We start from the raw sequence: 12,455 nt of genomic DNA, 5'->3' as shown, positions 1-12,455 counted from the left end.
ATGGCGGAGCCCGACGCGCTCGACGCCGCGCTCGCTTTGTTCAAGGACCCGGTCAGGGTCCGCAGCCTGCCCGGCCGGCCGCTGCCGCCGGATGTCGGCCGGCTGCTCGCCATCGCCGTCGGCGAGGAAGAGGCGCTTGCCACCGCCAGCCGCCGCAGCGGCTTCACCCGGCAACCCTTGCAGGAGGCCGCCGGCTTCTTCATCGAACAGGCGCTGCTTTGCCGCGACGCCGACAGCTACCGCGTGCTCGGTGGCGGGCCGCAGTCCACCCATGAGGAGCTGCGGCACAACATGGCGCTGCTGATGCGCTGGCTGCATCCCGACCTGCAGGCGCAGCGCAACGGGCCGCTCGACCGGGAAGTGTTCGCCGCCCGCGTCTCCCGCGCCTGGGAGGACCTGAAGACGCCGGAGCGGCGCGAGGCCTATGAGCTGCGCCGCCCGCCCGCGCCGAGCGCCGGCACACGTGCCGGAGCGAGCCGCGCCTCTGCGTCGACCGGCGCCCGCACCAATGGTGCCGTGCCGGGAGGTGGCAAGCCGGGCGCCGCGAGGCCCAATGCGGCCAAGGGGCCTTCCGGCAAGACACGGTCGCCGAAGGCCGGGCCGCGCGCGCCGAATGGCGGCGGGCCGGGCACGAACGGCTCTCGTTCTGGCGGCGCCGGCGCAGGGAGCGGCCTTTCGCGGCGGCCGCTGCCGCTCAGCGTCCACCGGCTTGAGGAACCCTCGCTGTGGATACGGCTCTGGGGTCTTCTCTGGGGCCGCCGATGAGCACGCCGAAACACCGGCGCCGGCCCTCGCCGCGCCCACGATCCTCCGGGCTACGCTTTTCCTGGCTTCGCTTTTCATGGCCTCGCTTTGGCTGGCTGCGGAATGCGCGCCTCGCCCTGGCGGTGCATCCCGTGCGCAGCGCGGCGCTCGCCGCCGGCCTGGTGGCTCTCGCCGTGCTCATCGCCACCACCTCGCTGCCCATGGCACTGGCCGAGCGCCACCCGCAGCTGGCGCTGTGGCTCTATCCCGACCATCCGCAGGCGCTGCTGACACTGGCGCGGGAGGAACGCGTCCGGCTCGCTGCCGCCACGACGCGGGCGCACGAAGAAGCCGCCGCCCAGCAAGCGGCGGCGCAGGCGGAGCAGCAGGGCAAGATCGCCCAGGAGAACCCTGATCGCGACGGCGAAGCCGCCCCCGTGGATGAGGCCCCCCCGGCCGAGGACGCGCTGGCGCAGGCGGAGCGGGAGCACGCCGCCTCTCTCGCCGCACCGGCCACCAATGCCGCCGCGGACGCACCGGACGACGCTGCGGCCCCGGCTATACCGCCCGCCGCGGCGGAACTGCCCGCCATCCGCGCCGGCCTGCGCGACATCGCCGCCCGCATCGCCGCCGCCGCGCCGCTGGAGCCCTCGGCCCACCGCCTGCTCGGCGACACCACCGACGACCTCAATGCCAGCCGCCAGGCGATGCTGGACGCCGTCGCCCGCTCGCGCCGCGAGACCGTGGCCGCCTTCTGGCTGATGCACCAGGATTACGAGCGCAAGGACTATCAAGGCGTGGTGGCGCTGGCGGCGGTGCTGCTGCAAACACGGCCGGCACTCAACGAATACACGCTCAGCTATCTCAATTCGCTGGCGCTGGAGCCGGAGGGGCGCGCGGCGCTGGTCGCGGCGCTGGTGCGCGATCCCGGCTGGCGCCCGCTGTTCCTGCGCAGCATGGGGGCCAAGCTGGCCGCCTCGGACGCGCCGCTGGCGCTGATCCAGGCACTGAAGGAGGCCGGCAGCCCACCGAGCGAGGCCGAGCTGATCCCGCTGCTGCGGGCGCGGATGGCGGCGGAAAAGCGGGCCGAAGGCGCCTATAATATCTGGCTGCAAATGCTGCCGGCGGAGGAGGTGTTGCAGGTCCGCCCGGTGAACAATCTCGATTTCGCCCGCGACCCCAGCACCCTGCCCTTCAACTGGAACCTGCCGCGGCCGATGAACGCCTTCATCGATCTTCAGCCGCGCAACGACACGGTGGACGGGCGCGTGCTGCGCATCCGCTTCGGCGTCGGCCGCATCCGGCTGGGCGCGATCGAGCAGGTCACCTTCCTGCGGCCCGGCCGCTACCAGTTCTCCGGCGAGCAGAAGGGTGTCATGTCCTCCAAGCGCGGCATGGTCTGGCAGCTGCTGTGCTATCCCGGCGGACCGGTGGCCGGCCAGTCGACCCAGCTGATGGGCGCGCCGCGCCTGTGGCGGCCGTTCTCCTTCGACATCACCATTCCCAATAATGGCCGCTGCGATGCCCAGCGGCTGCGGCTGTTCCACGATTCGCGCTCGACCTCGGAGCAGTTCGCCTCCGGCGAGATCCAGTTCCAGTCGCTGCAGATCACGCCGGTGGAACCGGCGACATCCGGCGGCTGAGCCCCGGCCGCTGGCCCGCCGGCGCTGACCCGCGGGCGCTTGCCCGCTCTTGCCTAAGATCAAAGCCCCCGCCGATGCGGCGTCTAGGGTAAGGGCGTAGTGCCCGTATCCGTCCTGGCGGCAGCGGGCTGCGGCTGTGCTGGACAGGGCAGACCCATGAGCGACACGAGCGACGAAACGCCCGCCCCTCTCTCCCGCAAGGTGTATGAGCGCGAACTCAAGCGCCTGCATGGCGAACTCGTCGCGCTGCAGGAATGGACCAAGGCGACCGGCGCGAAGATCTGCATCCTGTTCGAGGGCCGCGACGGCGCCGGCAAGGGCGGCGTCATCAAGGCCATCACCGAGCGGGTGAGCCCGCGCGTGTTCCGTGTCGTCGCCCTGCCGGCGCCGAGCGAGCGCGAGAAATCGCAGATGTATGCCCAGCGCTACCTGCCGCATCTGCCGGCGGCGGGCGAGATCGTGATCTTCGACCGCTCCTGGTACAACCGCGCCGGCGTCGAGCGGGTGATGGGCTTCTGCAGCGAGGCGGAGGCGGAGAAGTTCCTCGACACCATTTCCGCCGTCGAGCGCGTCGTCGTCGAATCCGGCGTGATCCTGCTGAAATACTGGCTGGAAGTGAGCCCGGAGGAACAGACCCGCCGGATCGAGCAGCGCATTCACGACCCGCGCAAGATCTGGAAGCTCTCGCCGATGGACCTCGAATCCTATGGCCGCTGGTACGATTATTCCCGCGCCCGCGACGCCATGTTCACCGCCTCCGACAGCGCCTGGGCACCCTGGTATGTCGCGCGCTCCGACGACAAGAAGCGCACCCGGCTCAACGTCATCAGCCATTTGCTGTCCAAGGTGCCCTATGAGGCGCCCAAGCGCGACAAGATCACCCTGCCGAAGCGGCAGAGGCCCAAGGGCTATGTCGAGCCGGAGGATGTGCGCCACCACGTCCCGGCGATTTTCTGAATGCCCATCCGCCGCCGGCAACAACAATCAGAGGAGCGAACAATGACCGACCCCACCGGCCCGCACGACAAGCTCGGCGATGAAAGCTTCATGTCCGCCGCCGATCTGCGCGGCTACATGGACAAGATCGCGCTGGCGAAGATGAACGAGGCGGTGGAGGCGATGGACCATGCCCGCCACGCCAAGGAGGAGCTGGCCAAGCGGCTCGCCGAACCCATCGAGCTGACGCCGCAGAAGCTGCACGAACTCGCCGAGACGCTGCTGGTGAAGATGCGCGCCGCCGCCGAGCGCGGCGAGACCGAGATCATGGTCATGCGCTTCCCCAACACGCTGTGCACCGACCATGGGCGGGCGATCAACAATGCCGAGCCCGGCTGGCCGGAGACACTGACCGGACGCCCGCGCCAGGCCTATGAAATCTGGCGCGACCATTTGAAAAGCGCCGGCTACGGGCTTTCCGCCCTCATCGTGGAATGGCCCAACGACATGCCCGGCGATGTCGGCATGTACCTGACGTGGGGCAAGCGATAGGGGGACTGGGGCAAGCGTTAGCGGGACGACACCCGCAGAGGGGCCGCAGAGGAGGAGGATCCCGTCGTCCACCTATTCCGCGTCGGCGACGATCAGCTCCACCCCGGCCTCGGTGAGGGCGCGCCTCATCGCCTCGGAGGGCGGCAGATCGGTCACCAGCCGGTCGATGCGCGCCAGCGGCGCGACCTCGAACACCGCGCCGCGCTCGAACTTGCTGTGATCGGCCAGCACGGTGACGCGGTCGGCGCGCTCGATCATCGCCTTCGCCACTTCCGCCTCCTGCAGGTCGAAATCCATCACCGCATGGGCGTCGATGGCGCCGATGGTGAGCACGGCGTGGCGTGCGCGGAACTTGCCGATCTGCTCCAGGGCCAGCGGGCCGAGGCTCTCCCCCGCATCGGCGCCATAGGCCCCGCCGAGCAGGAACACCTTGTGCGTATGGGGCGCCGCCAGTGTCGCGGCGATGCGCGGCGCATTGGTGATGGCGACCAGCGCCGGCCGCGTCGCCAGCGCCTCGGCGAAGGCGATGGTGGTGCTGCCGGTGTCGATGAACAGCGAATCCTCGGGCCCGAACAGCTCCCGCGCCGCCAGCGCGATGCGCTTCTTGCCGGCCGCGTTCTGCACCATGCGCTGGGCGAAGGGGCGTTCCTCGTCGGGTTCGGCGCCCGGCGCGGCGAGCGCGCGCGCGCCGCCATGGTAGCGGCGCAGATGCCCCGTGGATTCCAGCCGCGCGAGATCGCGCCGCACCGTCTCGCGCGAGACGCCGAGCCGGTCGGACAGCGCCTCCACGGTCAGTTCGCCCGCAGCGGCGACCAGCGCGACGATGTCCTGATGGCGCGAGGAAAGTGCCAAGCCTGTCTCCCAACGAGCCGCGCCCCGCGCCGCCCCATGCCGCCCCTGCCCGTTCGGGCGATTTAGGCATGCGGGATCGGTTATGCCAGAGCGGAAAGGCGGTCAATACGGCCAAGCTTGACCGAATGGGCGGCGTTAATCCAGTGGATTCCGCGCGAAACATCGAATTGGTCAAGGAATCCGGGCCGCGACCGACCGTTCGGACTTTTTGTTCACAAAATCAGCGACCGAACGGGCAATTAGGTCAAAAATCGGGCTTCCCTTTGCGCTCCGTTACGTTAGAGTGATCGCAAGCGCGAAAAAATCAAGCAAGCACAACATTAGTGCAATGCAGCGCGAGGGGACTGAATTGAACCGGGCAGCACCTGCCGGGCTCGCGCCCGGCCGACGGCGGCAGCGCCGCACCCCGCATCACCCTGCGCTGGCCCCGGCCGGCGCGGCGTCGCGGGCGTGCGTCCTGCCGCCTGGCGAGGGACGCCCGGCCAGCCATGGAGACACCGCGTGCAGGTGGAAGGCGTGAAGCGGAGCGGGGGCGTCTGGCGGCTGATCGCCGCCTATGTCCGCGTGACGGACAAGCTCTCGGACTATGTCGGCTATCTCGCCGCCTCTCTGGTCTTCGCCATGGGCGGGGTGCTGATGTTCGATGCGGTGACCCGCAACCTCATCAAGATGCCGGTGCACTGGGCGGTGGAACTCACCCAGTTCATGCTCGCGGCCTATTACTTCATGGGTGGCCCGTTCACGCTCAAGAACAATGAGCATGTGCGGATGGACCTCTGGTATTCGACCCTGTCGGAGCGCGGCAAGGCGAAGATGGACCTCGCCACCGTCTGGTGCCTCATCTTCTATCTCGGCGTGCTGCTCGCCGGCTCCATTTCCAGCCTGCAATACGCCATTGCCACCAATGAGAAGCGCTTCTCGATCTGGAATCCCTCGGTGATTCCGATCAAGGCGCTGCTCACCGTCTGTCTCGTTCTGATGCTGATGCAGGCCTTCGCGCTGGTGTTCAAGCATATCGCCACCCTGCGCGGGGAGAAGCTCTGATGTCCTATGAGACGATCGCGCTCTTGATGTTCGCGTCGATGGTGCTGGCGCTGATCAGCGGCCAGCTGGTCTTCGCCGGCATCGGCTTCGTCGCCTCCGCCGCGGCGCTGCTGCTCTATGGTCCCGGCGCCATGGACCTGCCGTTCAACCAGGTGTTCAAGCTGTTCAACTGGTACGCGATGCTGACCCTGCCCATGTTCATCTATATGGGCTACGTCCTCGCGGAATCCGGCATCGCGGAGGATCTATACCGAGCGCTGCATGTCTGGTTCGGGCGCTTCACCGGCGGCCTTGCCATCGGCACCATCTTCCTGATGGTCATCATCTCGGCGATGAACGGCCTCTCCGTCGCCGGCATGGCCATCGGCGCCACCATCGCCTTGCCGGAAATGATCCGCCGCGGCTATGACAAGGTGCTGATCTCGGGCGTCATCCAGGGCGGCTCCTCGCTCGGCATCCTCATCCCGCCGTCGGTGGTGCTGGTGCTCTACGGCATGATCGCCCGCCAGCCGGTGTCCAAGCTGTGGTTCGCCGGTGTCGGGCCGGGCCTTTTGATGGCCGCGCTGTTCATCATCTACATCTACATCCGCGTGAAGCTGAACCCGAAGCTGGCGCCCGCGCTGACGGACGAAGAGCTGAACATGCCGCTGCGCGAAAAGCTGGCGCTGGCGCGGGCGGGCATCATTCCCTTCGCCATCTTCTTCTTTATGACCGGCCTGTTCGTCTTCGGCGTCACCAGCCTGGTGGAAAGCTCGGCGGTCGGCGCCACCACGGCGACGCTGGCGGCGCTGGCCAAGCGCCGGCTGAACTGGCCGGTGCTGCGCGACACCGCGCTGAAGACGCTGAACGTCTCCTGCATGTTCATGTGGCTGATCCTGGCCGCGCTCGCCTTCGGCACCGTGTTCGACGGGCTCGGCGCGGTGAAGGCGATCGAGTTCCTGTTCGTCAAGCAGTGGGATCTCAACCCCTGGACCATCATCATCATGATGCAGCTGAGCTTCATCATCATGGGGATGTTCCTCGACGACACGGCGATGCTCGTCATCGTCGCGCCGCTCTACATCCCGCTGGTGAAGGCACTCGATCTCGGCTTCGACAACCAGCTGATCTGGTACGGTATCCTGTACACGATTACCTGCCAGATCGCCTACATCACCCCACCCTTCGGCTACAATCTGTTCCTGATGCGCTCGCTGGCGCCGAAGGAAATCTCGCTGGTCGACATCTACAAGTCGATCTGGCCCTTCGCCGCGATCATGCTGTTCACCATCGTCATCCTGATGGTCTTCCCGCAGATCGCGCTCTGGCTCCCCGAACACATGAAGGTCAAAGGCTGATCAACGGCCTTGTCCAATCTTTCCCCCTTCCAGAGGAGAACAAGATGACCGACGACATCAAGAAGCCCGCCGCGACGACGCCCTTCCCGAAAAAGGTCGACCCCGCCGCCGACGCCATTCTCGCCACCCGCCGCAGCTTCCTCGGCAAGGCGGCGCTCGGCACCGGCGCGGCGCTCGCCGGCTCGACGCTTGCCGCCCCCGCCGTCATCGCCCAGGCCGGCACCATCAAGTGGCGGCTGCAGACCTATTCCGGCGCCCCGCTCGGCGCGCATGTGATCAAGCCGCAGATCGACGCCTTCAATGCCGCCGCCAATGGCGCGATGGAGATCGAGCTCTATTACGCCGACCAGCTGGTGCCGACCTCCGACCTGTTCCGCGCCTTGCAGACCGGCACGCTCGACGCGGTGCAGTCGGACGAGGCGACCATGGCCTCGCCGGTCGATATCGCGGTGTTTGGCGGCTACTTCCCCTTCGCCACCCGCTACAGCCTCGATGTGCCGGCGCTGTTCCGCTATTACGGCCTCAAGGAAATCTGGGCCGAGGCCTATGCCGAGGTGCCGAACGTCACCTGGCTGTCGACCGGCGCCTGGGACCCGCTGCACATCTTCACCGTCAACAAGCCGATCAAGAGCCTCGCCGACATGGCCGGCCTGCGCGTGTTCGGCGTGCCGACGGCCGGCAAGTTCCTCTCCAAATACGGCCTCGTGCCGGTGACCATCCCGTGGGACAACGTGGAAGTGGCGCTGCAGACCGGCGAACTCGACGGCGTGGCCTGGTGCGGCTTCACCGAGGCCTATGAGGTGGGCTGGGCGGATGTGTGCAACTACGCGCTGACCAATTCGGTCACCGGCGCCTGGTTCGGCAGCTACTTCGCCAACACGCCGAGCTGGGAGAAGGTGCCGGCGCATCTCAAGGAGCTGTTCCTGATGAGCATCGACCAGTCGCACTATTACCGCGATGTCTGGTACTGGGGCGGCGAGGCTAAGCTGCGCGTCGAGGGCAACAAGATGGAGCTGACCGCCCTGCCGCCGGCCGAATGGGCGCAGGTGGTGGCCGATTCCAAGGGCTTCTGGGACGAGGTGTCGTCGTCCAGCCCGCGCGCGGCCAAGGTGGTCGCCGCCTTCAAGAAATATGACGAGACCATGCAGAAGGCCGGCTACCCCTATCGCTGAGCCGCCTCACCGCCAATTGTCCCGCCGCCCGCGCGGCGGCGGGGCCCCGAGCGCCCGCCCCCCCAGCGCTCACTGTCACCTGCCAGCCGGGCCCGACCGCCCCGCTGCGGCCGTGCCGACCAGGAAAGGAGCCGCATGCTCCCCGCAACCGCCCCCACCCTCTCAGCCCCCCGCGAGACCTTCGATGTCGCCGTCATCGGCGCCGGCGTGGTCGGCTGCGCGGTGGTGCGGCGCCTTGCGCTCGCCGGCGCCAAGGTGGTGCTGATCGAGAAGGGCAGCGATATCCTCTCCGGCGCCTCGAAGGCCAACAGCGCCATTCTGCATACCGGCTTCGACGCCCCGCCCGGCAGTCTCGAACTCGATCTCATCAAGGCGGGACGCGCGGAATATCTCGCCATCGCCGGTTCGCTGGGCCTCTCCGTGGTGAAGACCGGCGCGCTGGTCTGCGCCTGGAACGACGTTGAGGCGGAAAAGCTGGAGGCCATCGCCGCGCAGGGCCGGGCCAATGGCATCGCGGCGCTGGAGCTGCTCTCCGGCCACGCCGCCCGCGCCACCATGTCCGGCCTCTCCGAGCGGCTGGTCGCGGCGCTGGAGGTGGCGGACGAGCACATCATCGACCCCTGGACCGCGCCGCTCGCCTATCTCACGCAAGGCGTAAAGCTCGGCGCGCGCTTCCTGCGCCACGCCGAGCTGATCGCGGGCCGCTATGACGGGGAGTGGCATCTCTCGACCACCACCGGGGACGTGCGCGCCCGCGCCGTGGTCAACACCGCCGGGCTCTATGGCGACATCGTCGATGCCCGCCTCGGCTTTGCCCCGGAATTCGAGATCCGCCCGCGCAAGGGCCAGTTCGTCGTGCTGGACAAGGCGGCCGCCGCGCATGTGCCGCGCATCGTGCTGCCGGTGCCGACGGAAATCACCAAGGGCGTCGTCGTCTGCCCCACCGCCTTCGGCAATGTGCTGATCGGCCCCACCGCCGAGGAACAGGACGACCGCGTCCGCGCCACGGTGGAGAAGGACACGCTGGAAGCGCTGCTGGCACGCGGAGCGGAGATCGTGCCGGCGCTGGCGGGCATTCCGGTCACCGCCATTTATGCCGGCCTGCGCCCGGCGAGCGAGAGCAAGGCCTATCGCGTCTTCTGCCGGCCGGAGAGCCGCGCCGTCACCCTTGGCGGCATCCGCTCCACCGGTCTCAGCGCCGCGCTCGGCCTGGCACAGCACGCGCTTCGGCTGATCGAAGGCTTCGGCCTCGGCCTCGCGCCGGTGGAAAGCGCGCCGCCGGTGCGCCTGCCCAACCTCACCGAAACGCTGCCGCGCGACTGGCAGCAGCCGGAGCATGGCGAGATCGTCTGCCATTGCGAACTGGTGACCAAGCGCGAGATCGAGGCGGCGCTCGCCTCCGAGGTGTCGCCGGGCGATTTCGGCGGGCTGCGGCGGCGCACCCGCGCCGGCATGGGCCGCTGCCAGGGCTTCTACTGCAATGCCCGCCTCGCCGAGATGACGCGCGGCCATCTGGCCGAACCGCTGGCGGTGGGAGGCGACGCATCATGAGCGAGGCGGATGTCCTCATCGTCGGCGGCGGGCCGGCCGGGGTCGCGGCGGCGCTGGAGCTGCGCCGCCAGAGCGTCGCCCGCGTCGTGCTGCTGGAACGCGAGCCGCATCTCGGCGGCGCCACCCGCCATTGCAGCCATTCGCCCTTCGGCATGCGCGAATTCGGCCGGGTCTATCTCGGCGCCGCCTATGGCAGGCGGCTGGAAGCGGAGATCGCCCGCGCCGGGGTCGAACTGCGCACAGGACACTCCGTGGTGCGGATCGAGCCGGATGGCCAGCTCCACGTCACCTCCCCGCGCGGGGTCGAAACCCTGGCCGCGAAGCGCCTGCTCATCGCCACCGGCACGCGCGAGACGCCGCGCGCGGCGCGCCTCGTTTCCGGCGACCGGCCGGTGGGCGTGGTCACGACCGGCGCGCTGCAGGCCTATGTCGCCTTTCACGGGCTGATGCCGTTCCGCCGCCCGCTCATTGTCGGCTCGGAACTGGTCAGCCTTTCCGCCGTGCTCACCTGCAAGAGCCATGGCGCGCGGCCGGTGGCGATGATCGAGCCCGGCCCGCACCCGCTCGCCCCGGCGCCGCTGATGGCCTTTCCCCGGCTGATGGGCGTGCCCTTCCATGCCGGCGCGGAACTTGTCGACATTAAAGGGACGACGCGGGTGGAAGAGGCGACGGTGCGCCTTGCCGACGGCACGGAGCGCATCTTCGCCTGCGACGGCGTGCTGTTCACCGGCCGCTTCACCCCGGAATCGGCGCTGCTGCGTCAGTCCGCCATCGGCGTCGACGCCGGCAGTTCCGGCCCGGCCATCGACCCGTTCGGCCGCACCGCCGACCCCCATGTCTTCGCCGCCGGCAATCTGTTGCGGGCGGTGGAGACCGGCGGCTGGTCGTTCCGCGAGGGTCGTGCCGTCGGCCGCGCCATGGCCGAGGATTTGGCGCGCGGCGAGGCAGGCGACGACGCGGACGCGCTCATTCCCGTCACCTTCGACCCGCCGATCAAGCTGGCGGTTCCCGGCCTGATCCGGCGCGGGGCGCGCGCGACGCCCGCCTTCCCCGATTTCCAGCTGCGCTTCCTGCGCCGGGCGCGCGGGCGGCTGGCGCTGCTCATTGACGGGCGCGAGACGTGGTCGGCGCGGGGGGCCTGGATGCCCGAGCGGCGCGTCCTGGTGCCGATCCCATGCGCCGCGCTCACCGCCGACGCCGTGCATCTCCGCTTCGAGGAGGCCGCCTGATGCGTGTCGCCGCGATCGACCAGGGCACCACTTCCACGCGCTGCCTCGTGGTCGAGGCGGATGGCACGGCGCGGGTGGCCGGCAGCCTGACCCATGCCCAGCGCCACCCCGCGCCGGGCTGGGTGGAGCACGACCCGGCCGAGCTCCTGCGCAATATCCGCGCGCTCATTGCCGCCGCCGGTGAAGTGGACGCCATCGCCCTCGCCAATCAGGGCGAGAGCTGCCTCGCCTGGGACGCGGTGAGCGGGGACGCGCTCTCTCCCATCATCGTCTGGCAGGATGCGCGCACAGCGGACAGCCTGGCCGCGCGCCCGGCGAAACAGGCGGCACGCGCCAAGACGATCAGCGGCCTGCCGCTCGACCCGTATTTCTCCGCCTCCAAGCTCGGCTGGCTGATGGAGAATGTGCCCGGCGTCGCTACCGCGCGGGCGACCGGGCGGCTGCGGCTCGGCACCACCGACGCCTATTTCCTCGACCGGCTTACCGGCACCTTCGCCACCGATCTCGCCACCGCTTCGCGCACCGGCCTGCTCGACCTTGCCACCGGGCGCTGGAGCGCGGAACTCTGCGATCTCCACGGCGTGCCGCGCGAGTTCCTCCCCCCCATCCGTGCCGTCGATTCCGGTTTCGGGACGATCGACGGCGTGCCGCTGCGCGTGTCCATCGTCGACCAGCAGGCGGCGCTGTATGGCCATGGCTGCCGGGCGCCGGGGGATGCCAAGATCACCTTCGGCACCGGCGCCTTCCTGCTCGTCCTCGCCGGCGCGGAGCGGCCCGCGCCGGAGGGGCTGCTGCCCACCATCGGCTGGCAGCGCATGGGCGAGGCGCCGGTCTTCGCCATTGAGGGCGGGGTCTATGATGCCGGGGCGGCTCTGGAATGGCTGCGCCGGCTCGGTCTCTACAGCGACACGGCCGAACTCGACGGCTTCACCGGCCCCTCCGCTCTCAGCCGCGGACTGGTGTTCGTGCCGGCGCTGTCCGGCCTTGCCGCGCCCTATTGGGACCGCAAGGCGGCACCGCTGTTCATCGGCATGGAGGCGGCGACCGACCGGCGCGATATGGTGCGGGCGGCGCTCGAAGGCATTGCTCTGCTCACCGTCGGGCTGATCGACGCGGCGGAGGCTGCCGGCGCGCCGATCACGGCGATTTCCATCGATGGCGGCCTCTCGCAAAGCACCTATTTCGCCCGCTTCCTCGCCGCCGCCAGCGGGCGGGTGGTGAAGGTGCCGGCGCAGCACGAAATGACCGCGCTCGGTCTCGCCGCGCTGTGCGGCGTCGATATCAGTGCCGCGCGCGGCGCCGATCGCCATTTCGCCCCGGACGGTTCGGTGAGCCCGCAGGACCACGCCCGGTTCGCCGAGGCGGTGGCGAAAAGCCGGGGCTGGCGGGCGTAAC

General features: G+C 69.3%; 11 protein-coding genes. 10 read left to right on the top strand and 1 reads right to left on the bottom strand.

Annotation, left to right across the window (positions count from 1 at the left end; all coding sequences use genetic code 11):
- From ACO07Z_RS15390 to ACO07Z_RS15375, 4 genes are all read left to right on the top strand, one after another.
- On the top strand, positions 1-765 hold the full coding sequence (locus ACO07Z_RS15390) for a DnaJ domain-containing protein (RefSeq protein ID WP_421699502.1): 765 nt from the start codon (positions 1-3) through the stop codon (positions 763-765).
- Between the two features lie 131 nt (positions 766-896).
- Complete coding sequence (locus tag ACO07Z_RS15385; RefSeq protein ID WP_421699501.1) at positions 897-2,387, top strand: hypothetical protein; 1,491 nt, start codon at positions 897-899, stop codon at positions 2,385-2,387.
- Positions 2,388-2,543: 156 nt separating this feature from the next.
- Entirely contained in the window at positions 2,544-3,344 is an 801-nt protein-coding gene (gene ppk2 / locus ACO07Z_RS15380) for a polyphosphate kinase 2 (RefSeq protein WP_421699500.1), read from the top strand.
- Between the two features lie 42 nt (positions 3,345-3,386).
- On the top strand, positions 3,387-3,875 hold the full coding sequence (locus ACO07Z_RS15375) for a hypothetical protein (protein ID WP_421699499.1): 489 nt from the start codon (positions 3,387-3,389) through the stop codon (positions 3,873-3,875).
- Positions 3,876-3,947: 72 nt separating this feature from the next.
- Here the strand turns inward: ACO07Z_RS15375 and ACO07Z_RS15370 are convergent, their stop codons facing one another.
- On the bottom strand, positions 3,948-4,727 hold the full coding sequence (locus tag ACO07Z_RS15370; RefSeq protein WP_421699498.1) for a DeoR/GlpR family DNA-binding transcription regulator: 780 nt from the start codon (positions 4,725-4,727) through the stop codon (positions 3,948-3,950).
- Positions 4,728-5,228: 501 nt separating this feature from the next.
- On the opposite strand from ACO07Z_RS15370, the gene ACO07Z_RS15365 reads away from it, so the two are divergent.
- The 6 genes from ACO07Z_RS15365 to ACO07Z_RS15340 all read left to right on the top strand — a co-directional run bounded on the left by ACO07Z_RS15365 (position 5,229) and on the right by ACO07Z_RS15340 (position 12,454).
- Complete coding sequence (locus tag ACO07Z_RS15365) at positions 5,229-5,771, top strand: TRAP transporter small permease subunit (protein ID WP_421699497.1); 543 nt, start codon at positions 5,229-5,231, stop codon at positions 5,769-5,771.
- Positions 5,771-7,108: a TRAP transporter large permease gene (locus ACO07Z_RS15360; protein WP_421699496.1), complete on the top strand. Its 1,338-nt coding sequence runs from the start codon at positions 5,771-5,773 to the stop codon at positions 7,106-7,108. Before ACO07Z_RS15365 ends, ACO07Z_RS15360 begins: the two co-directional genes overlap by 1 nt.
- 44 nt (positions 7,109-7,152) lie before the next feature.
- Positions 7,153-8,280: a C4-dicarboxylate ABC transporter gene (locus tag ACO07Z_RS15355; RefSeq protein ID WP_421699495.1), complete on the top strand. Its 1,128-nt coding sequence runs from the start codon at positions 7,153-7,155 to the stop codon at positions 8,278-8,280.
- A gap of 135 nt (positions 8,281-8,415) precedes the next feature.
- Positions 8,416-9,831: an NAD(P)/FAD-dependent oxidoreductase gene (locus tag ACO07Z_RS15350; RefSeq protein ID WP_421699494.1), complete on the top strand. Its 1,416-nt coding sequence runs from the start codon at positions 8,416-8,418 to the stop codon at positions 9,829-9,831.
- Entirely contained in the window at positions 9,828-11,060 is a 1,233-nt protein-coding gene (locus ACO07Z_RS15345; RefSeq protein ID WP_421699493.1) for an NAD(P)/FAD-dependent oxidoreductase, read from the top strand. Before ACO07Z_RS15350 ends, ACO07Z_RS15345 begins: the two co-directional genes overlap by 4 nt.
- Positions 11,060-12,454 (top strand): FGGY family carbohydrate kinase, encoded by a 1,395-nt coding sequence (locus ACO07Z_RS15340; protein WP_421699492.1) that lies wholly within the window; start codon positions 11,060-11,062, stop codon positions 12,452-12,454. The genes ACO07Z_RS15345 and ACO07Z_RS15340 overlap by 1 nt, the downstream gene beginning before the upstream one ends.
- Position 12,455: the final 1 nt, after the last annotated feature.

Origin of the sequence: Ancylobacter sp., from assembly GCF_965229075.1 — a bacterium.
In the GTDB taxonomy this organism is placed as follows: Bacteria; Pseudomonadota; Alphaproteobacteria; order Rhizobiales; family Xanthobacteraceae; genus Ancylobacter.
This window is presented reverse-complemented; position numbering and strand designations above follow the sequence as displayed.